The organism is Methylogaea oryzae (genome assembly GCF_019669985.1).
Lineage (GTDB): Bacteria > Pseudomonadota > Gammaproteobacteria > Methylococcales > Methylococcaceae > Methylogaea > Methylogaea oryzae.
In genome coordinates this window covers 3,541,328-3,566,209 of record NZ_AP019782.1, presented here as the reverse complement: position 1 = coordinate 3,566,209, position 24,882 = coordinate 3,541,328, and the positions used below count along the sequence as shown (strand labels likewise).

Genomic DNA, 24,882 nt, shown 5'->3' with positions numbered 1-24,882 from the left:
GACTCAGTCTTCCCATTCCAGTTCGGCGAAGGCGGCGCTGACGTTGCGCTTGTGGTACTGGTCGAACAGCGGCCAGCGGGAGCGGATGCTCTGGCCGACACGGCCGATCGCCTGCTCCAGAGTGCCGCCCTGCTTGATTAAACCACGGATTTCGTCGCGCAGCATTAGCAAATACTGTTTTTCCGGCTCCAGCGCTTGGGGCCAGTCGCGCTGCACCGGGCCGTGGCCGGGGATGGCCAGCTTGACCGGCTGCTTGGCCAAGTCGTCCAGCGCCGCCAGCCAGCCTTTGACGCTGCCGTCCAGGGTGGGCACGTGCTCCACGAACAACAGGTCCGCCAGCCACAAGGTTTGCGTTTTGCTGTCGTAAACCGTCAGGTCGTTGTCGGTGTGGGCGGTGCGCCAGGCGGTCAGCGTCAAGGTGCGGTTGCCCAGGTCCAGTTCCAGCTTGTCCTTCACTTCCAGGGTGGGCGGCACCACCGCGTCGTTGTTCAGCGCCAGCCCCAGGTCGCGGTTGGCGGTGGCTAGGTAATGGGGCGCGCGCAAGGCCATGGCGTGAGCCAGCTTGTGGTGGCCGACGAAAACCACTCCCGGCGCTTTGAACGCGGCATTGCCGAGGATGTGGTCCGGGTGGACGTGGGTGTTGACGACGTAGCGGATGGGCTTGTCGGTGGCCTTATGCACTGCGGCTTTCAGTGCTTCGCCCTGGCCCGGATGGCCGCCGCTGTCGATCACCGCCACCGCCCGGTCGCCGACGATGAAACCGATGTTGGCGATTTCGTCGCGGTTGTGGGCGTCGGGGAAGGCTTGCGCGCCTTGGTGGACGTACACACCGGGGGCCACTTCCGTGACCGCCAAAGGCTCGATCGCCAGCGCGGCCTGGTGCAAGGCCAGCCCCAGCAGCAAGAAAGCGAGTTGCGGGGCAAGGCTGGGCTTGGGTATCGATGCCATGGTGCTTTTCCGGATGTGGTTGGACACGCCCGCCGGCCGGCGGCCTGGCTATGGTAGGAAGAAATCGGCGGCGGAACAATGCGCCGCCGCTATAGGAAACGCTGCTTAATCCGAGCATTCCCTATTGCGGCGGCAGCTCCTTACCGATAGCGACGTAGCGGTACGGCCGGCCTTTTTGGTCGGTGAGCGGCACGATGCTGGTGTCGATCCAATAGAACTCGCCGTTTTTGCGCTGGTGGCAGATGTCGCCGTGCCAGATGCGGCCGCCGGTGACGGTTTGCTGCAGCAGGGCGTAAAACGCCGGCGGATGCTGGGCGGAGCGGAGGTCGGCCACGTTTTTGCCGATCAGCTCGGCGGTGCCGTAGCCGCAGGCGGCGCAAAAGCGGTCGTTGACGTAGCGGATCACGCCTTTGATGTCGGCGATGGCGACCGAGGCGGATTTGTCCAAGGCGTCTTTTTGCTGTTGCAGCAGTTCCATGGACTGTTGCAACTGGCGCTTCAGGTCCAGGCTTTCCAGGGCGCGGATGACGGTGAGCCAGACCATTTCCGGCTGCCAGGGCTTGGCGATGTACTTGTAGATCTGCGCTTCGTTGATGCAGCGGATCAGCGATTCCGAGTCGGAGTAGCCGGTCAGCAGGATGCGCACGGCGTCGGGCTGGAGTTCCAGCGCTTGCTTCAGCACTTCCACGCCGGTCACGCGGGGCATGCGCTGGTCGCAGATGATGAGATCCACCGGGCGGCTGCGGAGCAGAGCGATGGCGTCGTCGCCGCTGTCCGCCGTGAGCACTTCGTAGCGCTTGCGGAAGGCCCGCTTGAGGGCTTCCAGGATCAGCGGCTCGTCGTCCACCAATAGGAGCGTGTGGGTATGTTCTTGGTCTGCCATGGCGAGAAACGAAGCCTACTTGGGAAGTCCGTGTGGCGGGGAGACGGCGTCGGCCGCATCGTCCAGGCGCCAACATAGCAGAATGGGCCGTCTCATCGCCAGCGCGGCTCGCCGTGTGCGGAAACGAAAAGCGGGCCATGTTTCGCAAAACATGGCCCGCTTTCAAACCGGCTTTCGAAATTAGCGATTGTAGATATACATCGTTACTTCGAAGCCGAAACGCTGATCGTTATAGCTCGGTTTTTCCCATTTCATCTCGATGTCTCCGGGGCGATTGGGCTGCCCGCCGTTCGCCGGCAGCGGGACTCATTTTAGGCGGCGCGCTGCGGCGGAGCAAACTTTCGCCGGTGCAATGCTCCCGTTTTTCGCCGGGGTTTTTTCCTGAAGGCGCCCGTTCGCCCCGCCGGCCCGGCGCTTAAGGCGAGGCGGGAGGCCCGAAGGTCGCGGCGTCGTCGACCAAGCCGTGCTGGTAGGCGATGCGGGCCATTTCGGCGCCGGTGTGGATGTCCAGCTTGGATTTGATCGAAGTGCTGTAATTGGACACGGTTTTGTAGCTCAGGCGCATGCGCTCGGCCACCTCGTGGGCGGTAAGCCCCCGCGCCAGCAGGCAGAACACGTCGAATTCCCGCGGCGACAGGCTGTCCAGCGGGCTGTTGCCGGAGCGGGTGATGGCCTGCGCCACCATGCGCTGGGCGATGTGCGGCTCCACGTAGGTGCCGCCGGAGGCGATCTTGTAGATGGCTTGCAGCAAGGTGTCCGGCGCGCAGCTCTTGGTGACGTAGCCCTTGGCGCCGGCTTCCAGCGCCCGCGCGATGTAGACCATCTCGTCGTGCATGCTGAACACCAGCAGCCGCGCGCGCGGATCCTGGCAGCAAATGCGGCGGATGGACGCCAAGCCGCCGATGCCCGGCAAGGTGAGGTCCATGACGATCACGTCCGGCTTGCGGTCCCAATACTGGCTGCAAGCCTCCTCGCCGCAATCCGCTTCGCCGACCACCTCGATGTCCGGCGATTGCGCCAGCAGCAGGCGGTAGCCGGCGCGCACCGCCACGTGATCGTCCACCAACAGCACCCGTATGGTCGGCTTCACTGCAAGCTCCTCGCGCAGGGGATCGATGCCGCCAGCACCGCGCCCGCGCCGGGCCGGCTGTCCACGGTAAAGCGTCCGCCCAGGTTGCACACCCTTTCCCGCATGCCGGGCAGGCCGAAGCCGGCGCAAGGCCGTTCCGGTTCGAAGCCGCGCCCGTCGTCGCGCACTTCCAGTTCGATGGCGTCTCCCCGCCGGCCCAGGCGCACGGCGATGCGCGCCGCGTCGGCGTGTTTGACCGCGTTGGTGACGGCTTCCTGGACGATGCGGAACACCTGGATTTTGGCGTTGCCGGCGCAGTCGTCCACGCCGTCGTCGCCGTGGAATTCCCATTCGATGCCGGGGCAGCGCTGCCGCCAGCCGTCCAACAGATCCTCCAGGGCGGCGGTCAGCCCCAGCTCGTCCAGCAGCGACGGACGCAGGCGCCGCATCATTCCGCGCACCACGTCGAACAAGTGGTCGCAGGTGGCGGTGATGGCGTCCGCCGCCTGGCCGAGGATGCCGTGCGTCACCGGCGGGTGCAGCGATGCGGCCATGGCCTTGATGGCGGCGAGGGATTGGCCCAGTTCGTCGTGCAATTCCTGGGCGATGTGGCGCCGTTCCTCTTCCTGGATCGCCAGGGAATGGCGCGCCAGGGCGCGGTTTTCCTCGCGGGCTTTTTCCAGGGCGTGGGCCATGTAGTTGAATGCCTGGGCGATGCGGGAAAATTCCGGCGCGGAAAAGTCCGGCAGGCGATTGGCGAAGTCGCCTTGCTCGATGCCCTCCAGGCCTTGCCGTATGACGGCAACGCAAGCGAAGGCCCGGCCCAGGATGACGTGCACCAGGGCGTACACCGTTACCGCTAACAGGGTCAGCAATGCCAGGAAGCCGCGTGTTTCTTGCCAGGCTTCGGCGATTTCGGCGCTCGGGTCGGCCTGCACGGCGATGCGGATGGGCTGGCCGGCGACGTTGCGCAGCCGCTTCTCCACCAGCCGCGGCGGCGGCGCCACGGCGCGGGCGAACCAGGCGGGCGCCTGTTCCGCGCGGTCGGCCGCCGCGGGGGAGGGCGGTTGCGGGTGTTCCGTCGCCGGCCCTTCCACTCGGATGCGCAAATGCCGCGTGCCGTCCAATTGCGCCAGCTGGCCCAGCCAGTCCAGGGAAAGTCCCCGGCCGCCGTCCGCCTGCATCAATCCCAACTCCACCAAGCGCAACGCCAGCGTGAGCGACGAGCCCACCTCTTCTTTAACCGCGTGCCGCGCCTGCCGCACCGCCGTCACGCCCCCCGCGCCGACGATCGCCAGCACGGCCAGCAGGATCATCAGATTCAAGCGAAATCGCAGACTCAAACCGCCACCCTCCAGTGAAATGGCGGAATTCTGTCCCACCGCCGCGGCGAATGCCTAGGGAGATATTCCCGTTGTGCGTTTCCCTGGCCGGCCGGGCATTTTTCCCAACGGTTTCGAGACTTTTCGCCGGGTCCGCTTCAGCCGAATTCCGTCACGGCGCAGCCGGCCCCGCCGCCAGAATATCCCCGCTCAAAACGGCGCAACCGCCCGCCAACCAAACCGTGCGGACTACGACGACTTAGGAGGATCATCCATGCAACTACGCAAACTGGCGCACGGCGTCGGCGGCTCCCTGCTGGCCGCCGGCACGTTATTGGCGGCGAATCCGGCTGCGGCCAACCAAGACTTGGACCACATGTCCCAGGACAACCGCAACTGGGTCATGCAGACCAAGGACTACGGCGCCACCCACTTCAGCAAGCTGGACGAAATCAACGCCAGCAACGTCAGCCATCTGAAAGTGGCCTGGACCTTCTCCACCGGCACCCTGCACGGCCACGAGGGCGGCCCGCTGGTGGCGGACGGCATCATGTACGTGCATACGCCGTTCCCCAACAACGTCTACGCCATCGACCTGAACGACACCCGCAAGATCCTCTGGCAGTACAAGCCCAAGCAGAACCCGGCCGCCCGCGCCGTGGCTTGCTGCGACGTGGTCAACCGCGGCGTGGCCTACGTGCCGGCCGGCGAGCACGGCCCGGCGAAGATTTTCCTCAACCAGCTGGACGGCCACGTCGTCGCCCTCAACGCCAAAACCGGCGAGGAAATCTGGAAAATGGAAAACTCCGACATCGCCATGGGCTCGACCCTGACCGGCGCGCCCTTCGTCGCCAAGGACAAGGTGCTGGTGGGCACCGCCGGCGCCGAGCTGGGCGTGCGCGGCTACGTCACCGCCTACAACATCAAGGACGGCAAGCAGGAGTGGCGCGCCTACGCCACCGGCCCGGACGAAGATCTGCTGCTCGATCCCAAATTCAACCAGCACAACCCCCACTACGGCCAGTTCGGCCTGGGCCAGAAAACCTGGGAAGGCGACGCCTGGAAGATCGGCGGCGGCACTAACTGGGGCTGGTACGCCTACGATCCCAAGCTGGACATGGTCTACTACGGCTCCGGCAACCCGGCGCCGTGGAACGAAACCATGCGTCCCGGCGACAACAAATGGACCATGACCATCTGGGGCCGCGACCTTAACACCGGCAAGGCCAAATTCGGCTACCAGAAAACGCCCCACGACGAGTGGGATTACGCCGGCGTCAACTACATGGGCCTGTCCGAGCAGATGGTGGACGGCAAGCTGACGCCGCTGCTGACCCACCCGGACCGCAACGGCATCGTCTACACCCTCAACCGGGAAACCGGCTCCCTGGTCAACGCCTTCAAGATCGACGACACCGTCAACTGGGTGAAGAAGGTGGACCTGAAAACCGGCGTGCCGGTGCGCGACCCGGAATTCAGCACCCACATGGACCACCAGGCCAAGGGCATCTGCCCCTCCGCCATGGGCTACCACAACCAGGGGCTGGAATCCTACGACCCGGACAAGAAGCTGTTCTTCATGGGCGTGAACCACATCTGCATGGACTGGGAACCGTTCATGCTGCCCTACCGCGCCGGCCAGTTCTTCGTCGGCGCCACCTTGAACATGTATCCCGGTCCCAAGGGCGTATTGGGCCAGGTGAAGGCCATGAACTCGGTGAGCGGCGAGATCGAATGGGAAGCGCCGGAGAAGTTCGCCGTGTGGGGCGGCACCCTGGCCACCGCCGGCAACCTGGTGTTCTACGGCACCCTGGACGGCTACATCAAGGCCCGCGACTCGCGCACCGGCGCGCTGAAATGGTCGTTCCAGCTGCCTTCCGGCGTCATCGGCCACCCCATCACCTACGAGCACAAGGGTAAGCAGTACGTCGCCATCTACAGCGGTGTGGGCGGCTGGCCCGGCGTCGGCCTGGTGTTCGACCTGAAAGACCCGACCGCAGGCCTGGGCGCCGTGGGGGCCTTCAAGGAACTGGCCAACTACACCCAGATGGGCGGCGCGTTGTTCGTGTTCTCCCTGTAAGACCTCAACCAAAACGTAAATGTAAAAACGTAGGGTGGGTTAGGTGCGCTTAAAGCGAACCTTCAATTTCAGAAGGCGTTTCCGCGCACCGTAGCCCACCGATTGGCGCCGGCCGATACGTCACCGCCGCTTGGTGGGTTACGACGCGCGGCTAGGCCGGCGTACAAAACGAATGCTTGTTTCGTGCGCGTCTAACCCACCCTACGTCCATTTAAACGACGAGGACACTCTGACATGCGATTGACCCATTTGGCGGCGGCCGCGGCGCTGGCGTTGAGCCAGGCCGCGTCGGCCGCCGAACCCATCAAAATCTGCGCGGCGGAAAACGAGCTGCCTTATTCCAACAAGGACGGCCAGGGCTTCGAAAACAAGCTGGCGGAACTGATCGGCCAGGCGCTGGGCCGGCCGGTGGAAAACGTCTGGTGGAGCGATCCGCGCTACTACGTCCGCGATTTCCTGGACAAAGGCCTGTGCGACGTGGCCCTGGGCGTGGACGCAGGCGATCCGCGCCTGGTCACCACCCAGCCGTATTACCGCTCCGGCTACGTGTTCGTCTACCGCAAGGAGAAGGGCGTGAAGATCGACAGCTGGGATAGCGAAGTCCTCGCTAAAGCCCAGCACATCGCCTTCATGCCGGACACCCCGGCGGAAACCATGCTGCGCAAGATCGGCCGCTACAACGACCAATTCAACTACCTGCACTCCCTGGTGGGCTACAAGGCACGGCGCAACCAATACGTGCGCTTTGATCCGGCCAAGCTGGTGGAGGAAGTCGCCAGCGGCAAGGCCGAAGTGGCGGTGCTGTGGGGACCGGCGGCAGCGCGCTATGTGAAAGCCAGCCAGGTGCCGCTGGCGATGAGCGTGATTCCCGACGACAACACCCGCAGCGACGGCGAAAAAGTCCCTAACCACTACGACACCGCCATGGGCGTGCGCAAAGACGATACGGCGCTGCTGGCGCAGTTGGATCAGGTCATCGCCCAGCGCGGCAAGGACATCCGCGCCCTGCTGCAAGCCGAAGGCATCCCCCTGCTGGCGGGCGATGCCGCCAAAACCGCATCCGTAAACAAGAAAAAGGCTAATAAATCATGAGCAAAACCCTGCACGCGGGCGCCGTCGCCCTGACCATCGCGGCTGTGGCGACGGCGGCCGTGGCCGACATCACCCTGCGCCACGCCATCACCGGCGAAACCCTGGACATGTCTTACGCCAAGGCCGGCGGCGACACGGAAGCTTTCAAGCAATTCATGCGCACCGGCAAAAACCCCTACAACGGCGACAAGGCCGCCGTCGAGAAAGGCCATAGCCTGTACCTGTCCGCCTGCTCCGGCTGCCACGGCCACGAGGCGGAAGGCAAGCTGGGGCCGGGCTTGGCCGACGACTACTGGACCTATCCCCGCAACGCCACCGACGTGGGCCTGTTCGAAACCCTGTTCGGCGGCGCCCAGGGCATGATGGGGCCGCAATACGGCAGCCTCAACACCGACGAAATGCTGCTGGTCATGAGCTGGATACGCCAAGTCTACAAAGGCGACGCCGCCAAGGCCGAGTGGCTGAAGTAAGGGCGTAGGCCCCAACAATCCCTAAGGAGACACGCGATGAAAAACAAGACGATCCTCATGTTGGCCGCCGGTGTCATGGCCTGGGCCATGGCCGGCGCTTCCTTCGCCTACGACGGCACCAAGTGCAAAGCCCCCGGCGACTGCTGGGAGCCCAAGCCCGGCTACCCGGACAAGATCGCCGGCAGCCAATACGACCCCAAGCACGACCCGGCCGAACTCAACAAGCAGCAGGAGTCCATCAAGGCCATGGAGGCGCGCAACAAGAAGCGCTGGGAACACCTGAGCCAGACCGGCAAGTTCGTCTACAAGGTGGAAGACATTAAGTAACCGCCTAATCGTGCCATGTCGTAGGGTGGGTTAGGTGCGCACGAAGCGACGCCTTATGGTTCGCAACCGGCATTTCCGCGCACCGACAAATCCGCCGGGAGCGGATTTGGACGGGCAACGCTCGGCGCGTAGCGCTTACCCCAGGGATGGGGTAATCAAACCCACCAAGCAGCGTTGGCTGCTACGTCACCGCCGCTTGGTGGGTTACGACGCGCATCGAGGCCAGCGGGAACACCGAGCGCCGACTTTATGCGCGTCTAACCCACCCTACATTTTTGTTTTTGTCGAATTCCCATGAACCCCGACCGCCAACTCGCCGACCACCAAAAGCTAGCCTTGCAATTCGAAACCGCCATCGGCCAGGTGGTGTTGGGCCAGCAGCGGGCCATCCGTTTGCTGGCGGTGGCCGTGTTCGCCCGCGGCCATGTGTTGCTGGAAGGCGGCGTCGGCGTGGGCAAGACCACCTTGCTGCGCGCCGTGGCGCGGGGCATCGGCGGGCAGTACGAGCGCATCGAGGGCACCATCGACCTGATGCCCAACGACCTTATCTACTACACCAGCCTGGACGCCAAGGGCAAACCAGCGGTGTCGCCCGGGCCGCTGCTCAAGCACGGCGGCGAGCTGTCCACCTTCTTCTTCAACGAAATCAACCGCGCCCGGCCGCAGGTGCATTCCCTGCTGCTGCGCGTTATGGCGGAGCGCAGCGCCAGCGCCTTCAACCGCGAATTCGCCTTTCCCCATCTGCAAGTGTTCGCCGACCGCAACCGGGTGGAAAAGGAAGAAACTTTCGAACTGCCGGCGGCGGCCCGCGACCGCTTCATGTTGGAAATCGGCGTGGAAGCGCCGCAAGACCCGGCGGTGCTGGAGCAACTGGCCTTCGAGCCGCGCTTTTACGATCCCGACAGTTTGATCCTCTCGGTGCCGCCAGCCCTGCTGCCCTGCCAGGAGCTGAACCGCATCGCCGACCTGATCCAGCGCGGCATCCACGCCAGCGACACCCTGCGCGCCTACGTGCTCAACCTGTGGCGCGCCACCCACCGGCCGCAGGACTTCGGCGTCGTCTTGGACGAGGTGGAGCCCGCAGGCCTCATCGACGCCGGCGCCAGCCCGCGCGGCATGGCCTATCTGATCCGCGCCGCCCGCGTGCACGCCTGGCTGCAAGGCCGCGACAGCGTCATCCCGGAAGACGTGCAAGCGGTGTTCGCCCCGGCCATCGCCCACCGCATTTTCCTCAAGCCGGTGTACGAATACCGCCGCGGCGAACTGGTGCCGCAACTGGTGGAGCGCATCCTCCATAGCGTCGCAGCGCCCTGAGCATGAGCGAATTCCACTACCGCATCCCCTGGCGCTCCGGCAGCCCCCACCCCGGCGTCCACCCCAGCCGCCACGCCGGCGGCGGCCAGCTGTTCCAGCGCCTGGCGAATTTTTCCGATTATCCCGACCCGCGCCGGCTGGACTTGCGCGCCAGCTTGGTCGACCCTTTCGAAAACTACCGGGTGCGCTTGCACCGCCAGCGCGCCGCCATCGACGTGTTCGCCGTGGTCGATTTGTCGGCCTCCATGGCCTACCGCGGCGCGGCCGGCAAAATGGACACGGTGGCCGACTTCGTCGCCGCCCTGGCCCTGTCCGCCCACCGCAGCGGCGACCGCCTGGGCGTGGCCGCCGCGGGGAGCGGCCCCCGGCCGCTGTTCTTCCTGCCGCCCAGCCGCCACCCGGCCGCCGCCCAGCGACTGGCGCAATCCCTGCGCCGCTACCGCCCGCAGGATGCCGACGCCCAAGGCCTGGCGCGGTTGGAGCACTGGCTGCCGGGCCGCCGCGCCCTGGTGTTCCTGCTGTCGGACTTCCATTGGCCGGAAGACCAGGCCCGGCGCATCCTGGCCGGCCTCGCCCGCCACGACGTGGTGCCGGTGGCGCTGTGGGAGCGGGACGAGTCCCTGCCGCAGGCGTCCGGCCTGTCGCGCTTGCGCGACCTGGAAGGCGGCGGCGAGCGCCTGCTGTGGCTGCGCCCGGCCCTGCGCCAACGTCTGGCGGAGGCCTTCGGCCAGCGCCGCCGCCATCTCATCGCCCTGCTGCGCCGGCGCGGCCGTGAACCCCTGTGGCTGGGCGGCGGCTTCGACGCCGACGCTGTCACCCGCTATTTCCACGCCGGACCATGAGATACGTCACTCCTATCGTTCCCACCGTCTCGGTGGGAACGCAGCCCGGGACGCTTCGCGTCCCGTATTTGCCACGCGCTGGCGCCTGTTCTAAATATGTCGGCGCTACCAACACTTCCGCGAAATCAGCCATCGCTTTACCCGCCCCGGCCACGGGACGCAGAGCGTCCCAGGCTGCGTTCCCACGCAGAGCGTGGGAACGATTATCCGCATTGCTCCTGCTGGCCCTGTCTTTGCCGGCCGCCGCCGCGCCGCCGCTCACTGTCCACCTGGAAACGCCGCGCCCCTACGGCTACCTCATCGGCGACACCCTCGCCCTGACCGTCGCGGTCGATGCGCCGATCGGCCTGAAGCTGGACGAGGCGGCTTTGCCCCGTCCCGGCGCCATCAACCGCTGGCTGGAGCTGCGCCGCGTCGAAACCCGGCCGCAAGCCGGCGGCGGCTACCGGATCGCGCTGGAATACCAGACTTTCCACGCGCCGCTGACGGTGAAAACCCTCACCATCCCCGGCCTGCGCCTGAGCTTTGCCGGCGGTGCAACGGCCGATGTGCCGTCCTGGTCCTTCACCGCCACGCCCATCAAGGACTTGGCTGTGTCGTCCGGTGCAGGCCAACCGCCGCTGCGGCCGGATGCGCCTCCCAGCCCCTTGCCGGTGGCCGGCTGGCGCAGCGCCACCTTGGCGTCCGCCGTCGTCGCCCTGGCGGCGCTGTTGTCGCTGGCCTGGCTGCGCGGCTTGCTGCCTTATTGGCATAAGGGCCGCCACTATGCCGCCGCCCTGCGCAGCTTGCGGCGTTTGGCGCGGTTGCCCCAGGACGATGCGGCGCTGCGTGCCGGCTACACCGCCGCGCATCGGGCTTTTAACCAGACCCTGGGGCAGCCCCTGTTCGCCGAAAAGCTGGCGGAGTTTTTCGACGCCAATGAGCGTTACCGGCCGGTGCAGGCGGACATGGAAGCCTTTTTCGCCGCCTCCTACCGCTTGTTCTTCGGCAGCGGCGCGCCATCCGCTGATTACCCCCTGGAACGGCTGGCGGCCCTGTGCCGGCACTGCCTGCAAATCGAGCGGGCAAGGCCATGAACCTGGCGGTGGATCACGCTGCTGTGCTGTGGGGCCTGCCCCTGGCGCTGCTGCCGTTGTGGCGCTCGCCCTTTGCCGTAACGGATTACTCCTGGAACGTGCTGCTGCCGGCGGACGCCGCTTCGCGCTGGATCGACTGGGCGGTGCGGCTGGCCGGCGTGCTCGCCATGGCGGCGCTGCTGCTGGGCATGGCCGGACTGCACCGGCGCGAGTACAGCGTCGAGCGCCTGGGCCGTGGCGCCCACGTGGTGCTATTGCTGGACCGCAGCCGCAGCATGGACGACAGCTTCGCCGGGCGAACCCCCAGTGGAAAAGACGAATCCAAATCCGCCGCCGCCGAGCGCCTGCTCAGCCAGTTCGTGTCCCAGCGCAAGAACGACCTCATCGGCGTGGCCGCCTTCAGCACTTCGCCCTTGTTCGTCCTGCCCCTCACCGACAACCGCGACGCCGTGCTGGCCGCCGTGCGCGCCCTGAAGCTGCCGGCCCTGGCGCAGACCCACGTGGGCAAGGGGCTGGCCATGGCGCTCTCTTACTTCCAAGGCAAAGACCTGACCGGCTCCCGCGTGGTGGTGCTGGTGTCCGACGGCGCCGCCGCCCTGGACGCCGACGGCCAGGCCAAGCTGCGGCGCTGGTTTTTGGAAAACCAGGTGCGGCTCTACTGGGTATTCCTGCGCACCGCCGGCACGCCGGGCCTGTTCGAGCCGCCGGAGACGCCGGCCGACGACAATCCCCAGGTCAGGCCGGAGTATTTCCTGAATCAATTCTTCGCCAGCCTGGGCACGCCCTACCGGGCCTACGAGGCGGAAAACCCCGGCGCCATGGAGCGCGCCATGGCCGACATCGGCCAGTTGGAAAACCTGCCGGTGCGCTACCGGGAAAAAGTGCCGCGCCAGGACTTCGCCGGCGCCTGCTACCTGGCCGCCGCCGTCGCCCTGGCCGCTTTGCTGGGCGCCAAGCGTTGGGAATATCGCCGCTGAGATTTTTGCTATGAACGCCACCACCCAACAACAACTCGCCCTGGCCTTGTGCCTGTTGTCCGCCTTGGCCTCCGCCGTTTCGGCCTGGCAATGGCAAGACCGCGCTGCCGCCAACCGCGACATCGCCGGCCTCATGGCCGGCCGCGATTTGCCCAACCACGTGTCGGTGCAGGCCCCGTTGCCGGTGTCCCTGGCGCGGGCGCTGCTGCTGGCGCGCCAGGACCGTTACGAAGAGGCCTTGGACTTGTTCAACTATCTGGGCGAGCGCGGCGGCGAGGCGTTCCGCGCCCAGGTTTTCTACAACCTGGGCAACCTGCACCTGCGCCGGGCTTTGTCCAAGGCGGAAGCCAGCCAGTTGCAGCAGGCTGTGCCCCTGGCCGAACTGGCCAAGGACGCCTACCGCCGCAGCCTGCGCCTGGACCCGGCGTTTTGGGACGCCAAGTACAACCTGGAAGTGGCCATGCGTTTGCTGCCGGAATTCGACCGCGTCGACAGCCCCGGCGAGGAATCGCAGGAAGAAGAGCCCAAGGGATTGTGGAGCGGCATTCCCGGATTTCCGCGGGGACTGCCGTGATGAGCGTTTCCGTCATCGTTTCTGCGCAAAGCATCATGGCCTCTAAGCGACGGCGGTGCTTCCGGCTCCCTCTCCAGCGGGAGAGGGTTGGGGTGAGGGGGATAAAAAAGCCGCGGCCTTTTAATCCCCTCACCCTGTCCCTCTCCCTAGGGGAGAGGGGACCAAGCAGCAAGCTTAACGTATCGTCGGCGCCCGTTCGCGTCTCGGAGCGCTGCGTATGCCCAGCCTAGGGCGACACCACGGGACGCGGAGCGTCCCGGGCGGCGTTCCCACGCGGAGCGTGGGAACGATAAAGGACCCTGCTTACCTGCTACTGGCCGCCGCCCTGGCGCTGGCCATGGCCGCCTGCCTGCCGCTGTCTTTACAACTGCAACGGCAGGTCTATTCCCATCTGGTGGTGATCGACATCACCCGCAGCATGAACGTGGAGGACTACCGACTGGGCGGCCGGCCGGTGAGCCGGCTGGAGTTCGTCAAGGCGGCCTTGCGCCGCAGCCTGTCGGCCTTGCCGTGCGGTTCGCGTATGGGGCTGGGCGTGTTCACCGACCGCCGCGCCGCCCTGTTGTTCGAGCCCATCGAAGTGTGTTCCGGCTACGCCGCCATCGACGGCGCCCTGGCGCAATTGGATTGGCGCATGGCCTGGGCCGCCGACAGCCGTATCGCCGACAGCCTGCACGACGCCATGGAGCAGTTCCAGCGCCTGGATGCCAGCCTGGTGTTCGTCAGCGACGGCCAGGAAGCGCCGCCGGTCAACCCGCGCTATCGCAAAACCTTCGACGACGTGAAAGGCAAGCTGCGCGGCCTGATCGTCGGCGCGGGCGGCTTGCAGCCGGCGCCCATACCCAAGTTCGACGAGGAGGGCCGGCGCATCGGCTATTACAGCGAGGACGACGTGCCGCAGCGCTCCACTTTCGGCCTGTCGGAGCTGCCCCCGGAGCAGATCGAAGGCTACCACGCCCGCAACGCGCCCTTCGGCAACGCGCCGGCCGGCGGCAGCGAGCACCTGTCCGCTTTACGGGAAAGCTATTTGCAACAACTGGCCGAGGCCGGCGGGCTGGGTTACCGGCGCCTCACCGACGCCGAATCGTTGCAACAGGCCCTGATGCAGCCGCAACTGGCCGGCCGGCAAAGCGCCGCCACCGACCTGCGGCCCTTGCCGGCCGGCTTGGCATTGCTGGCGCTGGTGCTGCTTTACGGCGTGTTGCCGATCGTCGAAGCACAGCGTCCCTGATTTCCGTCAATGGACGGCGGGATAAGCCAAGCCGAGTTCTTCGGCGATGCCGTGCAAGCGTTTGTCCCGCGTGTAAAGCCGGCTGGAATGGAGCGCAGCGGCGGCGAGCAAATGCACGTCGACGTAGCCGATTCCCCGCCCCATGAGCCGCTGCCGTTCGATGAAAAACAGCACTTCCTCCGCCGTGGCCGGGGCCAGTTGCGGCAATGCTTGCAACAAGCCGAGGATTTCCGCGCGGTTGCCCAGGTTGCCGCAAGCCAATTCGCCGATGACCCAGGCGTGGGTGCAAACATGATCGGTATGCAGCAGCGCCGATAGCACGCTGCCGGAACCGCGAAAATGGTCGATCCAGATCGACGTGTCAACCAGGATCACAAGCCGTTCTCGCGCCGGCGGGGAATATCCGCCAACGCCGGTTCCGTCCCGCCCAATTGCGCCAAGCGGCGCGCGCTTTCCCGCTGAATCAGCGCCGTCAGGGCTTCCCGCAACAAGGCGCTGCGCTCCTGCACGCCGCTCAGGGCTTGGGCTTGGGCCAGCAGCGCATCGTCCAGGGTGACCGTGGTTCGCATGATAACTCCTCCGCCGGTTACGGCATCAATATAGTCATCGCATGATGCGGCAACGTATGCCTATATCGCAACAGGAGTTTGTGGTTAAAAAACGAAAACCGATTGAGGCGACTCCGCTTTCATAGGCACGCGGCAAAACTGAAATTCGCAGGAATTTTTCCGCCCCCGTTTACGGAAAATCCCGGCGGCGGCTGTCGCGGCCGGGAGGCGACAATGGCCTTTTCCGATCAAACCTTCGGCGCATCGACCATGAGAAAAACCACCGTCTTGCCAATGCTGGCCGCCTGCCTCGTTTTTGCCATTCCCGCTGACGCCCACGGTCCCACGCCGCAGAAAGTGGACGAGACGGTGGAAATCGCCGCGCCGCCGGAAAAGGTCTGGGCGGTGGTGAAGGATTTCGCCGGCATCGCCCAGTGGAACCCCGCCGTCAGCCGCAGCACCGGCGAAGGCGGCAACAGCCAGGGCGCCCACCGCACCCTGGTTTTCGCCAACGGCGAGCCATTGGCGGAAGATTTGGACTTCTACGACGAAGCCGGCCACGAGTACCGCTACCGGCTGCGCGCGCCCAACGTCAAAGCCCTGCCGGCCAGCTCCTATTCCGCCACCCTGAAGCTGACGCCGGTGGACGGTAAAACCAGCGTGAGTTGGAAAAGCCGCTTGTACCGCGGCGACACCGGCAACTTCCCGCCGGATGAGTTGAACGACGAGGCCGCGGTCAACGCCATGCGTCATTTGGTCCGCACCGGCCTGGACCGCCTGAAGCAGCTGCTGGAAACCGCCGGCCGCTAGCGGGAGAGCCAGCGCTATGCTTCCTCCCAATGTCGTTATGCCGGCCATCCCGCGTTACGTTCCGCTGGCTTTGGCGCTGCTGCTGGCCGCTTGTTCCGACCAGGACGGCACCGGCGCCGCGGACGCCCTGGAGTGGCTGCGCTTGAACGAGTCCCAGTGCGTGGCCAAGGGCGGCCAGTTGCTCGCCGTCCACAACAAGGACGCCCATCGCGCCATCGAGGTTTGGCTGGACCGCTGGTATATGGGGGTGAAAACCGCCGACCGCGGCCATCACCGGCTGGCGCCGGGAACCGCCGATCTGCCGCTGGGCTGCACCGTCAGCGACGGCGCGGAGCAGCGCTGGGAGTTGGTCAAGGCGACGTTCGCGAAAGACTGAGCAACCGGGTCCGTTGGGGCGCATCGACGCTGGCGGCGGCGAAAATTTTATGTAACGATGCTCGGCGCTTTCGAACCCAGACTCGCAACGCCAACCCATGTCTACGTCCAACTCACGCACCACCCCCGCCCACGATCAAGACGCCCTGCTCGCCGACTGGCGCCAGCGGGCCATGAACTTCGAACAGGAAATCGGCAAAGCCATCATCGGCATGAGCCACTCCGTCCGCCAGATCACCCTGGCGATTTTCGCCCGCGGCCACGTGATGCTGGAAGGCGACGTGGGGGTGGGCAAGACCACCTTGCTGCGGGCGGTGGCGCGGGGACTGGGCGGAGCTTACGAGCGCATCGAGGGCACCATCGACCTGATGCCCAACGACCTGGTCTACCACACCTACATCAACGAGCACGGCAAGCCGCAGGTCGATCCCGGCCCCATCCTCAAGCACGGCGAGGAGCTGTCCACCTTCTTCTTCAACGAGGTCAACCGCGCCCGGCCGCAGGTGCATTCGCTGCTGTTGCGCGTCATGGCCGAACGCAGCGTCACGGCGTTCAACAAGGAGCACAGCTTCCCTTACCTGCAGGTATTCGCCGACCGCAACCGGGTGGAGAAGGAAGAAACTTTCGAAATCCCCTCGGCGGCGCGCGACCGCTTCCTGATGGAGCTGCGCATCGAGCCGCCGGAAGACACCGCCCTGCAAAAAGCCCTGATGTTCGACGCCCGCTTCCACGACGTGGACAGCCTGATCGAAACGGTGCAGCCGGGGGTGATCGACTACCGCGCCATCGCCGACTTCGCCCCGGTCATCCAGCGACAAGTCCAGGCCAGCGACACGCTCCAGCAATACGCCTGGGAGCTGTGGCAGGCCACCCGCAAGCCGCGCGATTACGGCGTCAGCCTGGACGGCGTAGACATGGACCAGCTCATCCTGGCCGGCGCCAGCCCGCGAGGCATGAGCATGATGATGCGCGCCGCCCGCGTTTCCGCCTGGCTGGACGGCCGCGACTATCTGGTGCCGGAAGACATCCAGCAGGTGTTCCAGGAAACCACCGCCCACCGCGTGTTCTTCAGTCCGGTTTACGAACTGCGCCGGGAGACGCTGATCGGCGATTTGATGAACGGCATTCTCAAGCAAGTCGCCACGCCTTGATCCCCGAATTTCACTACCGGCTGGACTGGCGCTCGCCCAGCGCCCGTCCCGGCCACCACCGCAGCAACCAGTTCGGCGGCGGCCACGAGTTCTGTGGCCACGCGCCGCTGGTGAACAACCCCGATCCGCGCAACCTGGACGTGCGCGCCACCCTGCACGACCCTTTCGGCCAGCTGATGGTGCGCATTTACCGCCAGCGCAGCACGGTGCCGGTCTACGTGGTGGCCGACCTGTCCGCCTCCTTGGGCTTTCGCGGCGTCGCCGACAAAATGGCGCTGCTGTCCGCCTTCAGCGCCTCCGCTGCTTATTCGGCCTACCGCACCGGCGACCCCTTCGGCTTCATCGCTTGCGACGAAACCGTGCGCAGCGACCTGACCCTGCCGCTGCGCTGGCACAAAGCCGCCGCCCCCGATCTGTCGCAACGATTGGGCGCCTTCGTGCCGCGCGGCAAATCCGCCGACGGCCTGCACCGCGCCGCCCTGCACCTGGGCAAACAGCGCGCCCTGGTGTTCCTGGTGTCCGACTTCCACTTCCCCCTGGAGCGCGCCGCCGACCTCCTGGGCAGCCTGATCCGCCACGACGTGGTGCCGGTGGTGCTGTGGGACAGCGCCGAATACCAGCGCCTGCCCCACTGGGGGCTGGTCGACGTGGAAGACCCGGAAACCGGCGAAAAGCGCCGCCTGCTGATGCGCCCCGGCCTGCGGAAGAAATTCCTGTCCGCCTTCACCCAGCGCCGCGAAGACCTCATCCGCCTGTGCTCCCGCTACGGCCGGGAACCGTTTTTCCTGGTCGACCGCTACGTGGCGGACGATTTGACGGAGTATTTTTTGCGGGGCTAGAGTTTGTGTCGTACGTGGTGAGCCGCAGCGAACCGCATCAATCGCCCGGCCGCGCCGGCGCCCTTAAAGCAACTCCCCCAGCGCCGCGCATTCGGCTTCCGCCAGTTCGAACTCGAAAATCGCCAAGTCTTCGCGCATATGCTGTTCGGAGGTCGTGCCGGTCAGCGGGACGATGCCGGCCTGTGTCAGGTAGCGGAAAAACACCTGAGCGGGGCTGTGGCGGTATTTGTCGGCCGAGGCGCTTACCGTGGGGTGGGCTAAAAGGCCGGGATTGGCGGTCAAGGTCCAAAAGCTTTGATAGACGATGTGGTGCTGCCGGCAGAAGTCGCGCAGTGCCTTGTCGTAGTCGGTGTCGGCGTAGAAACGGTTTTGCAGTACGGCCGGCTTGACGCTCGCCGAATCGTACAAATAACGCAGCGTATCCAGCGCGTAGCAATTGCTGATGCCCAGTTGCTTGCATTGGCCTCGGGAAACCGGCTGCTCCATGGCCTTCCACACTTCCATGAGTTGCTCCCTTTTGCCTAGCGGAGAATGCAGTACCAGGCCGTCGAGATAGTCGGTCTGGAGGTTTTGCAAGGAACGCCGGAAGGACTGCGCCACTTGTTCAGTCAGGCTGGCGGCGGGATCGTAGGGAATCTGTTGGGGATCGTGGCCGTCCAGCGGGGTGAACTTGGTCTGCAAATACAGTTCGTCGCGGCTTATGACGCCGGCGGCGATGGAGGCGGCAATGCCGGCACCGACGCCGGCTTCGTTGTAATGCTTCGGTTGGCAGGCGGTGTCGATGCCGCGAAAGCCGCTGCGTAGGGCCGTTTCCACCAAGGCCGCCGTCCGCTCTTTTTTCCAGGCCGTGCCGTAAATAAGGCGTGGCATCCTGACGTGGCTGGCGGAGAGCAAAAAGGGTTCTGTATTCATGGTTGGCTCCAGGCGAGGCGGAAGGGGGCGGGTTGACGCCTTGCCCATATAGCCGGCAAGGCGTCCCCCGGCCTTACCGCAACGGCGATAAATACACCTTGTCGAAGCCCGCGCGGGCTTTGATCATCCAGTGGGTGGCGTCGAAGCCTTTCGGTTCCTGCTTGACGTAGGCCCTTGCGGATAGCGATAGGGGATAGGCTTGCTCTGCCTTGAGCAAAACGCCGCGGCTGTCGCTGCGTTTGACCAGGGTATAGGTGTCGGGTTTGCGGAATTTTTCGGTGTGCTCCCATACCAGGCCGTTATCCGACTTGGCGTCGCCAAACACCAGCGCCACCCGTCCCTGGTATTCCGCCGGTTCCGGCGCTATCCCGCCCATGCCGAAATCGCTTTTCATGCCCAGCACCACATAGGACGGAGAGTAATCGGCCGTGTTGCCGCCGGCTGGGGGCTGTACCCCCGGAATGCGGTCGCTGTGGTTCATCACCACATTCAACATCAGGTTGCCGCCTTGGCGGACGGGCTGAGCTTCCGGATAACGTATTTTCTTGTCCGTCACCAGGCGGATTTCCTGTACCCATTCGGCCGATTGCCGGCCGGTGACTTTGCCCGCCACCCAGCGCACTTCGCCGCGGGATTCCACGCCGATGGCCAGGGGATTTTCGCTGGCCCCGCCGACGTTGTAGTCGATTTGGATTTGGCCTCGGGACAAGAATTTTAGGGCGGCATCGACGATGTCCGTCTCCGGCAGGGGCTGGACGGTGGTCCAGGCGGTAAAGGACGGGGGCTGGCGCGGGTCGCTGTTGTCGTATTTCATCCAGGGGCCGCTGGTGAGGGCGTAGCAGCCGCCGGCCCGTTCCACGGCGGTGAAGCTGCCGAACACGGCCACGCTGTCCGAGGGTGGTGCATCGGTGGCCATGCCGCTGGCCAGGTCCATGGCCGCCACCGGTATCGTAAAGGGCTTGTCCGGGAGTGGGTTGTCCAGGCTGTATAAGCCTGGCTTCCAGTCGGCCTGCCGGTAACGGAATACCCGCCATTCCCCGGCGAAATGCACTTCGTCGAACACCAGGGTGTTTTGGCTGCTGGTCCACCAGTCGAGGGGCGCGCCTTCCGTTGGGATGGCCGCTTGCTTGAAGGCCGCCAGCGGCAGGGGGGCGGCGCCGCTGGTTTGATAGGGCGAGAAGCGCAATTGTCCGTCGAAGCGGTTGCCCATGCTGATGACCCGCCCGGTCATGCCGTAGCGGCCCAGGTTGACGGCGGCCAGCCAGTCGGCGCGCCGGAAGATTTCGGTCGCTGATTTGGAGAGAAAGTCGGCTTCGCACGCCAGGGGATCGCTGGACGCCAGTACCAGCGATTCCACCGCGTCGTTGAAGGCGTCCAGTTCCTCGGCGAGCTGGTTGGCGAAGGTTTTTTCGTAGTCGGGCGCCGGGACGGGCGGCTGCTCGGCGGTTTGGCAGCCGCGCGCCTGGCATTCGGATTCCAGCACTTCCGCCGCGAACTGGTACATCAAATAGCCTTTGCGCTGTTCGAGCAGCAGGTTGGCCATGACGCCTTCCAGGTACCGATAGCTTTGCATCAGCAGCGGGTCGTTGCCGGAGGTGGTTTTTTGTTTCAACCGGTTGGCGTACAGGCCCAGCAGCGGCGGTTTGCCGCTGACTCCCCGCGCGGTGAGGGTTTTGCCGATGCCGCCCAGCAGCATGTGCATCTTGTGCTCGCGAACCACTTCCCGGGCAAATACCAGCAGGCGTTCGCGGGTGAAGGAGGCGTTGTCGGAGTATAGGGGGACGAACTGATCGCTCCATAAGGCCTGGATTTTGCGCAGGTCGGGCTGAATGGACGATTCGTCCACCACTTCGTCCAGCTTGGCCAGCAGTTCGCGGTTCTGGGACACCAAGTCGTTCAATTGCCCTTGCATGGCTTGCTGGCCTTGCTTGATGTCGGCCAGGTCGTCGCGAATGGCGCTCAATTGGTTAGTGATATTTTCCTTCCAGGCGCTTTCCTTGCCGCCGGAAAAGTCGTGCAGGGCGCTACAGATGAAGGTCCAGCCGTCCCGGTCCTCCTCCGCGCAACGGAAGTCTTTGTAATACTGGCCGGCCACCCATTTTCCCAGCTTTTCCGCGCCGAATAACGCTCCGGAAGCCAACAGCTTGCTGGCGGGGCTGGTTTTGTCGTCGCCCTCCGCCGGCGCGGCGGGCATGGAAATCATCATCGCAAACCATCCGGCCAAAGCCAGACAGGCCATTCCTCTCGTTGTCATAACGGTTCTCCAAAAGCTATTTCCGTATTCCCTGCTTTCGTGCGCGCCCATGGGGCATCGACACAGGCTGTGGATTATAATTCGGCCTCCAACTGGCAACGCCGGCTAGATGCTTTTAATGGCCCATTTCCCTTTGACCCGCCATCTCCGCCCGATCCTGCATGGCGGTTTTTTGATCGCCGCGGCCTGGCTGCTCGTCTGGGCTCCCCCATCGGCCGCTGCCGTCGAACCGGTCGTCGAATTCTTCGCCCCCCGCGATGGCCGCTATGTCATGGGCGATTCCATCGAACACACGGTCGCCGTCACGCTGCCCAGGGGCTATGTGCTGGAGAGCGAGTTCCTGCCCAAGCCCGGCGCCATCAGCGATTGGCTGGACTTGCGGCGGGTCGATTGGGACAAGGAGAATCGGGGTAGCGAAGTCCGCTACCGGGTGCGCGTCGGCTATCGGGTATTCAAAGGCGTGCGCAGCGCCGAGAAGTTGGCGATCCCGCCGCTGCCGCTGCGTTTCCGTGGCGCCAACCTGGTGGAGGCCCAGGCTCCGGAATGGAATTTCGTGCTGAATCCCATCATCCCCCCCAATACCCCGGATAACCAAGTCAAGGTGCGCGACGGCTTGGCCGCTCCCGCCATCGAGCTGGGGCCGCACCGCATGCGGCTGGCGGCGTTGCTGGCCGGGGTCGTCGCCGTGCTGGCGCATTTGGCGCGACGCTACCAGGTGCTGGCGTTGCTGTTCAGAAAGAGAGGGCCGTTCGAGCGCGCCCATCGCCAATTGCTGAAGCTGGCGCGGCGTTCTTCCGATCCGGTCGTTTACCGGCAGGCTTTCCGCGTCCTGCACCGCGCTTTGGACGAAACGGCCGGGCAAACCTTATTGACCGGCCATCTGGAACGGTTTTTCCGCAGCCAGCCGTCCTTCGTCGAGTTGCGCGGCGAACTGGAACTGTTTTTTGCCCGCTCGCAGCGGCTGTTTTTCGCGGTTCCCGCAGCGCCGCCGCCGGCGGATTATCCGTTCGAGCGGCTGGAGGCGCTGTGTCTCCAGTGCGAGTTGCTGGAGAAAGCCTTGCGTCGCAACGGCGCTGAACGTCAGCCACGAACCGGCGTTTATGGTCCCCTCTCCCACCAGGGACAGGGTGAGGGGAGTTTAAAGGCCATGGCTTTTGTCTCCCCCTCACCCCAACCCTCTCCCGCAGGGAGAGGGGGGCGGACGAGGGCGAAGCAATGAATATCGGCTTTCAAGAAGCCTTACTTTTTCCGCTACGCGGCGGCTTTTTGCAACCCTGGTTTTTGTTGCTCGGCCTGACCGCGCTGATTCCGTGGTTCATGGGCAGCCAGCAGCCCGTCGCTTATTCGAGCCTGGCGGTGATCCCTCGCGATGCCTTGTCGACGCTGGTCGATCGCTTGCTGCGTTTCAGCGGGGCGGCGGCGGCTGTCTGCCTCAGCCTGGGGATGGCCGGGCCTTATTTGTCCGAGCGGTGGGTGGAGCGGGTCGGCACCGGCGCCCACATCGTTTTGCTGCTGGATCGCAGCAGCAGCATGAGCGAGAACTTTTCCGGCCGCTATTTGGGCGGCAACGCCAGCGAATCCAAAAGCGCGGTGGCGCGCAAGCTGTTGGCCGAGTTCGTGCAGCGGCGGGAGCACGATTCTTTCGCCATGGTCAACTTTGCCGCCGCGCCGATTTTCGTTCTGCCCTTGACCCAGGACCGCGAGGCTGTGCTGGCCGCCATCCGGGCCATCGGCGATCGGGGCAACGGCATCACCAATATCGCGCCGGGTCTGGCGATGGCCTTGGACTTTTTCGACGGCCAGCCGGTCAGCGGTTCGCGCATCATCCTGCTGGTGTCCGACGGCGCGGCGCGCATCGAGGACACCACCCGCGAGGAAATCCGCCAGCGCTTCCACGATACCCAGGCCAGCCTGTACTGGATTTACCTGCGCAATCCGAAGAGCAACCGATTGGCCGATAAGCCCGCCAACCCGGACGAAAGCACTACGCCGGAATATTTTCTCCACCGCTACTTCCAGGGCATGGGCGTTCCCTATCAGGCCTTCGAGGCGGAAAACCCCGAAGCGGTGCAGCGCGCCATCGCCGAGGTGGAGAAGCAGGGGAACCTGCCGCTGCGCTATTTGGAAAAGCAGCCGCGTCAGGACATATCGGCCCCCTGTTATGCGGCGGCTTTGGCATTGCTGCTGATCGCGCTGGCCGGCAAAGCGGTGGAGGTAAGAGCATGGAACGGCTGAGGCGTTTCAGGGCGGACTTGTTGCAAGCGGCGCGGTCGCCGGCCTTGCCTTGGAGCGTGCTGGCGGTATTGCTGGCGGCCGGCGGCTACCAAGGCTATGCGCTCCACCGCGACGCCGGCTATAACCGGCTGCTGGCCCAGCCGGAACAAATCCAATTGGACGACGACAGCGCACCGCTGCTGGCGTTCGCCAAGGCCCACGAGGCGGAACGGGCCGGCAACCACAGCGAGGCGCAGCGCCTTTACAGCGATATTCTGCGCGAAGGCGACGACGCCTTCCGCGCCGCGGTGCGATACAACCTGGGCAGCGTCTATCTGCGCGAGGCGGCGGCCGTCTGGAACGCCGTCGGCGTTGCGGAATACGTCCGCGTAAGCACTTTGGTGGCGTTGGCCAAGGAAAACCTGCGGGAATCCCTACGGTTGGATCCGGATAACCCGGACGCGCGCTTCAACCTGGAGTATGCCCACCGCATCACGCCGCCTCCCAAGGAGCGGGACAAGGCCGAGTGGCACGGCACCAAGTCCAGCGTGTTCGCCACCTTGCCCGCCATACCGGGAGGCGCGCCGTGAACTGGCGGCTGTGGGGGCTTGCCGTCGCCTGCTTGGCGGCGTTGTCGACCTTGGTCGTGCCGCGCTTTCCGTTGCCGCGCGAGGCGTACCGCTACGTGTTCGTCATCGACATCACGCAGAGCATGAACGCGCAGGATTACCACGTGGAGAACATGCCGACGGATCGGCTGGGCTTCGCCAAGGAATCGATCAAGCAGGCGATCCGGGATTTGCCCTGCGGTTCGGAGGTGGGTCTTGGGCTGTTCACCACGCAAAGCACCCAGTTGCTGTTCGAGCCCATGGAGGTGTGCGAGCACCTGGCGGCCATCGACGAAACCCTCTCCCACGTGGATTGGCGCATGGCCTGGGCGGCCAACAGCCTCATCGCCCAGGGGCTGTTCTCGGCCCTGCGCAATCTGACTGAACGGGATTCCAGCCTGCGCCTGGTGTTTCTCACCGACGGCCAGGACGCCCCGGCGCAAACGTTCAAGCGCGGCTTCGACGGGCGTCCCGGCGAGGTGGCCGGGCTGATCGTCGGCGTCGGCGGCACCCAGCCCACCCTGCTGCCGAAATACGACCGGGAAAATCACATGATCGGCTATTGGGAAAACGCCGACGTGGACGCCGCGGCGGTTTCCGGCGGCGACGGAGAAGAGGGCAAGGGAGACGCGCCGGCCCTGCCGTGGGAAGGCCATTACCAGACTAAGCTGGACGAAACCCGTTTGTTGGAGCTCAGCGCGGCCACCGGTTTGCGCTACCATCGCTTGGTTAGTCCCAAGTTGTTGAGCAAGCAGCTGCAAAGCGCCGATTTCGCCGAATACCGCGTCGGCTTGGCCGATGTTCGCTGGCTGCCGGCGTTGTTGGCGTTGCTGCTTTTGCTCGGCATTCATTGGAGAAGACGGCGCTCGGCTTGAGTTGCCGCCGTGCGGCGGCGATGCTTGCGGCCCAGGTTCGCGGCGGTCGTTCCGCCCAGCGCGTCCCGCGTTGCGTAAGCGCCGGTTTTGC

At 65.2% G+C, this 24,882-nt stretch carries 27 protein-coding genes; 18 read left to right on the top strand and 9 right to left on the bottom strand.

The genetic code is table 11. The features are described 5' to 3' along the window. Positions 1–3: 3 nt before the first annotated feature. From K5607_RS15835 to K5607_RS15815, 5 genes are all read right to left on the bottom strand, one after another. On the bottom strand, positions 4–948 hold the full coding sequence (locus K5607_RS15835; protein WP_221047582.1) for a quinoprotein relay system zinc metallohydrolase 2: 945 nt from the start codon (positions 946–948) through the stop codon (positions 4–6). Positions 949–1,069: 121 nt separating this feature from the next. Beyond that, positions 1,070–1,831 carry a response regulator gene (locus K5607_RS15830; protein WP_054773908.1) on the bottom strand — a complete coding sequence of 254 codons (762 nt, stop codon included), beginning with the start codon at positions 1,829–1,831 and terminating at the stop codon, positions 1,070–1,072. 180 nt (positions 1,832–2,011) lie between these two features. Next, positions 2,012–2,086 carry a pyrroloquinoline quinone precursor peptide PqqA gene (gene pqqA, locus K5607_RS15825; protein WP_082411590.1) on the bottom strand — a complete coding sequence of 25 codons (75 nt, stop codon included), beginning with the start codon at positions 2,084–2,086 and terminating at the stop codon, positions 2,012–2,014. A 160-nt stretch (positions 2,087–2,246) separates the two neighbouring features. Next, entirely contained in the window at positions 2,247–2,921 is a 675-nt protein-coding gene (locus K5607_RS15820) for a response regulator (RefSeq protein ID WP_054773909.1), read from the bottom strand. Beyond that, positions 2,918–4,243, bottom strand: coding sequence for an ATP-binding protein (locus K5607_RS15815; protein ID WP_246598895.1), 1,326 nt, complete (start codon positions 4,241–4,243; stop codon positions 2,918–2,920). Before K5607_RS15815 ends, K5607_RS15820 begins: the two co-directional genes overlap by 4 nt. Positions 4,244–4,496: 253 nt before the next feature. On the opposite strand from K5607_RS15815, the gene K5607_RS15810 reads away from it, so the two are divergent. From K5607_RS15810 to K5607_RS15765, 10 genes are all read left to right on the top strand, one after another. Beyond that, positions 4,497–6,302: a methanol/ethanol family PQQ-dependent dehydrogenase gene (locus K5607_RS15810; RefSeq protein ID WP_221047581.1), complete on the top strand. Its 1,806-nt coding sequence runs from the start codon at positions 4,497–4,499 to the stop codon at positions 6,300–6,302. Positions 6,303–6,536: 234 nt separating this feature from the next. Continuing rightward, positions 6,537–7,394: a methanol oxidation system protein MoxJ gene (gene moxJ / locus K5607_RS15805; protein WP_054773954.1), complete on the top strand. Its 858-nt coding sequence runs from the start codon at positions 6,537–6,539 to the stop codon at positions 7,392–7,394. Next, positions 7,391–7,864, top strand: a complete 474-nt coding sequence (moxG, locus tag K5607_RS15800; RefSeq protein WP_221047580.1) for a cytochrome c(L), periplasmic — start codon at positions 7,391–7,393, stop codon at positions 7,862–7,864. The genes moxJ and moxG overlap by 4 nt, the downstream gene beginning before the upstream one ends. Positions 7,865–7,900: 36 nt before the next feature. Beyond that, positions 7,901–8,191 carry a methanol dehydrogenase [cytochrome c] subunit gene (locus K5607_RS15795; RefSeq protein ID WP_054773955.1) on the top strand — a complete coding sequence of 97 codons (291 nt, stop codon included), beginning with the start codon at positions 7,901–7,903 and terminating at the stop codon, positions 8,189–8,191. A gap of 294 nt (positions 8,192–8,485) precedes the next feature. Further along, positions 8,486–9,505, top strand: coding sequence for an AAA family ATPase (locus tag K5607_RS15790; RefSeq protein WP_221047579.1), 1,020 nt, complete (start codon positions 8,486–8,488; stop codon positions 9,503–9,505). Positions 9,506–9,507: 2 nt separating this feature from the next. Beyond that, the gene (locus K5607_RS15785; protein ID WP_246598894.1) at positions 9,508–10,347 is read left to right on the top strand and encodes a DUF58 domain-containing protein; all 840 of its coding nucleotides are present in this window, start codon (positions 9,508–9,510) and stop codon (positions 10,345–10,347) included. A 212-nt stretch (positions 10,348–10,559) separates the two neighbouring features. Next, positions 10,560–11,423 (top strand): nonribosomal peptide synthetase MxaA, encoded by an 864-nt coding sequence (locus K5607_RS15780; protein ID WP_221047578.1) that lies wholly within the window; start codon positions 10,560–10,562, stop codon positions 11,421–11,423. After that, the gene (locus tag K5607_RS15775; protein WP_221047577.1) at positions 11,420–12,400 is read left to right on the top strand and encodes a vWA domain-containing protein; all 981 of its coding nucleotides are present in this window, start codon (positions 11,420–11,422) and stop codon (positions 12,398–12,400) included. Before K5607_RS15780 ends, K5607_RS15775 begins: the two co-directional genes overlap by 4 nt. A gap of 10 nt (positions 12,401–12,410) precedes the next feature. Continuing rightward, positions 12,411–12,974: a tetratricopeptide repeat protein gene (locus tag K5607_RS15770; protein ID WP_246598893.1), complete on the top strand. Its 564-nt coding sequence runs from the start codon at positions 12,411–12,413 to the stop codon at positions 12,972–12,974. Positions 12,975–13,254: 280 nt separating this feature from the next. After that, the gene (locus K5607_RS15765; RefSeq protein WP_246598892.1) at positions 13,255–14,205 is read left to right on the top strand and encodes a vWA domain-containing protein; all 951 of its coding nucleotides are present in this window, start codon (positions 13,255–13,257) and stop codon (positions 14,203–14,205) included. A gap of 6 nt (positions 14,206–14,211) precedes the next feature. Here the strand turns inward: K5607_RS15765 and K5607_RS15760 are convergent, their stop codons facing one another. After that, a complete protein-coding gene (locus K5607_RS15760) occupies positions 14,212–14,580 on the bottom strand; it encodes a type II toxin-antitoxin system VapC family toxin (protein WP_054774319.1) in 369 nt (122 codons plus the stop codon). Further along, the gene (locus K5607_RS15755; RefSeq protein ID WP_054774320.1) at positions 14,577–14,774 is read right to left on the bottom strand and encodes a type II toxin-antitoxin system VapB family antitoxin; all 198 of its coding nucleotides are present in this window, start codon (positions 14,772–14,774) and stop codon (positions 14,577–14,579) included. Before K5607_RS15755 ends, K5607_RS15760 begins: the two co-directional genes overlap by 4 nt. 249 nt (positions 14,775–15,023) lie before the next feature. Between K5607_RS15755 and K5607_RS15750 the strand changes: the two genes are divergently transcribed. The 4 genes from K5607_RS15750 (at position 15,024) to K5607_RS15735 (ending at position 17,928) form a co-directional block, all read left to right on the top strand. Beyond that, positions 15,024–15,563: an SRPBCC family protein gene (locus K5607_RS15750; RefSeq protein ID WP_054774322.1), complete on the top strand. Its 540-nt coding sequence runs from the start codon at positions 15,024–15,026 to the stop codon at positions 15,561–15,563. Between the two features lie 16 nt (positions 15,564–15,579). Then, entirely contained in the window at positions 15,580–15,939 is a 360-nt protein-coding gene (locus K5607_RS15745; protein ID WP_217995070.1) for a hypothetical protein, read from the top strand. A 97-nt stretch (positions 15,940–16,036) separates the two neighbouring features. After that, the gene (locus tag K5607_RS15740; protein WP_221047575.1) at positions 16,037–17,089 is read left to right on the top strand and encodes an AAA family ATPase; all 1,053 of its coding nucleotides are present in this window, start codon (positions 16,037–16,039) and stop codon (positions 17,087–17,089) included. Then, positions 17,086–17,928, top strand: a complete 843-nt coding sequence (locus tag K5607_RS15735) for a DUF58 domain-containing protein (protein ID WP_221047574.1) — start codon at positions 17,086–17,088, stop codon at positions 17,926–17,928. The genes K5607_RS15740 and K5607_RS15735 overlap by 4 nt, the downstream gene beginning before the upstream one ends. A gap of 63 nt (positions 17,929–17,991) precedes the next feature. On the opposite strand, the gene K5607_RS15730 is transcribed toward K5607_RS15735, so the two are convergent. Together K5607_RS15730 and K5607_RS15725 are read right to left on the bottom strand one after the other, a co-directional pair. Beyond that, a complete protein-coding gene (locus K5607_RS15730) occupies positions 17,992–18,840 on the bottom strand; it encodes an aldo/keto reductase family protein (RefSeq protein WP_054774289.1) in 849 nt (282 codons plus the stop codon). A gap of 73 nt (positions 18,841–18,913) precedes the next feature. After that, entirely contained in the window at positions 18,914–21,094 is a 2,181-nt protein-coding gene (locus K5607_RS15725; protein WP_221047573.1) for a hypothetical protein, read from the bottom strand. 118 nt (positions 21,095–21,212) lie between these two features. Here K5607_RS15725 and K5607_RS15720 point away from each other — a divergent pair, with 118 nt between their 5' ends. Genes K5607_RS15720 through K5607_RS15705 form a run of 4 tightly spaced genes read left to right on the top strand, consistent with a single transcriptional unit; the run spans position 21,213 to position 24,791 of the window. Next, positions 21,213–22,313 (top strand): hypothetical protein, encoded by a 1,101-nt coding sequence (locus tag K5607_RS15720; protein WP_221047572.1) that lies wholly within the window; start codon positions 21,213–21,215, stop codon positions 22,311–22,313. After that, complete coding sequence (locus tag K5607_RS15715) at positions 22,310–23,329, top strand: vWA domain-containing protein (protein ID WP_054774875.1); 1,020 nt, start codon at positions 22,310–22,312, stop codon at positions 23,327–23,329. Before K5607_RS15720 ends, K5607_RS15715 begins: the two co-directional genes overlap by 4 nt. Beyond that, entirely contained in the window at positions 23,317–23,898 is a 582-nt protein-coding gene (locus K5607_RS15710) for a tetratricopeptide repeat protein (RefSeq protein WP_221047571.1), read from the top strand. The genes K5607_RS15715 and K5607_RS15710 overlap by 13 nt, the downstream gene beginning before the upstream one ends. Then, the gene (locus K5607_RS15705; RefSeq protein ID WP_054773466.1) at positions 23,895–24,791 is read left to right on the top strand and encodes a VWA domain-containing protein; all 897 of its coding nucleotides are present in this window, start codon (positions 23,895–23,897) and stop codon (positions 24,789–24,791) included. The genes K5607_RS15710 and K5607_RS15705 overlap by 4 nt, the downstream gene beginning before the upstream one ends. Positions 24,792–24,882: the final 91 nt, after the last annotated feature.

What these genes read in the sequence shown, in the direction of transcription:
- K5607_RS15730 (WP_054774289.1), bottom strand. Translation starts at nt 18,840, where the DNA reads ATGAATACAGAACCCTTTTTGCTCTCCGCCAGCCACGTCAGGATGCCA.
- K5607_RS15740 (WP_221047575.1), top strand. Translation starts at nt 16,037, where the DNA reads ATGTCTACGTCCAACTCACGCACCACCCCCGCCCACGATCAAGACGCC.
- moxJ (WP_054773954.1), top strand. Translation starts at nt 6,537, where the DNA reads ATGCGATTGACCCATTTGGCGGCGGCCGCGGCGCTGGCGTTGAGCCAG.
- K5607_RS15790 (WP_221047579.1), top strand. Translation starts at nt 8,486, where the DNA reads ATGAACCCCGACCGCCAACTCGCCGACCACCAAAAGCTAGCCTTGCAA.
- K5607_RS15835 (WP_221047582.1), bottom strand. Translation starts at nt 948, where the DNA reads ATGGCATCGATACCCAAGCCCAGCCTTGCCCCGCAACTCGCTTTCTTG.
- K5607_RS15725 (WP_221047573.1), bottom strand. Translation starts at nt 21,094, where the DNA reads ATGACAACGAGAGGAATGGCCTGTCTGGCTTTGGCCGGATGGTTTGCG.
- K5607_RS15720 (WP_221047572.1), top strand. Translation starts at nt 21,213, where the DNA reads ATGGCCCATTTCCCTTTGACCCGCCATCTCCGCCCGATCCTGCATGGC.
- K5607_RS15710 (WP_221047571.1), top strand. Translation starts at nt 23,317, where the DNA reads ATGGAACGGCTGAGGCGTTTCAGGGCGGACTTGTTGCAAGCGGCGCGG.
- K5607_RS15775 (WP_221047577.1), top strand. Translation starts at nt 11,420, where the DNA reads ATGAACCTGGCGGTGGATCACGCTGCTGTGCTGTGGGGCCTGCCCCTG.
- K5607_RS15810 (WP_221047581.1), top strand. Translation starts at nt 4,497, where the DNA reads ATGCAACTACGCAAACTGGCGCACGGCGTCGGCGGCTCCCTGCTGGCC.
- K5607_RS15795 (WP_054773955.1), top strand. Translation starts at nt 7,901, where the DNA reads ATGAAAAACAAGACGATCCTCATGTTGGCCGCCGGTGTCATGGCCTGG.
- K5607_RS15755 (WP_054774320.1), bottom strand. Translation starts at nt 14,774, where the DNA reads ATGCGAACCACGGTCACCCTGGACGATGCGCTGCTGGCCCAAGCCCAA.
- K5607_RS15770 (WP_246598893.1), top strand. Translation starts at nt 12,411, where the DNA reads ATGAACGCCACCACCCAACAACAACTCGCCCTGGCCTTGTGCCTGTTG.
- K5607_RS15750 (WP_054774322.1), top strand. Translation starts at nt 15,024, where the DNA reads ATGAGAAAAACCACCGTCTTGCCAATGCTGGCCGCCTGCCTCGTTTTT.
- K5607_RS15745 (WP_217995070.1), top strand. Translation starts at nt 15,580, where the DNA reads ATGCTTCCTCCCAATGTCGTTATGCCGGCCATCCCGCGTTACGTTCCG.
- K5607_RS15785 (WP_246598894.1), top strand. Translation starts at nt 9,508, where the DNA reads ATGAGCGAATTCCACTACCGCATCCCCTGGCGCTCCGGCAGCCCCCAC.
- moxG (WP_221047580.1), top strand. Translation starts at nt 7,391, where the DNA reads ATGAGCAAAACCCTGCACGCGGGCGCCGTCGCCCTGACCATCGCGGCT.
- K5607_RS15830 (WP_054773908.1), bottom strand. Translation starts at nt 1,831, where the DNA reads ATGGCAGACCAAGAACATACCCACACGCTCCTATTGGTGGACGACGAG.
- K5607_RS15715 (WP_054774875.1), top strand. Translation starts at nt 22,310, where the DNA reads ATGAATATCGGCTTTCAAGAAGCCTTACTTTTTCCGCTACGCGGCGGC.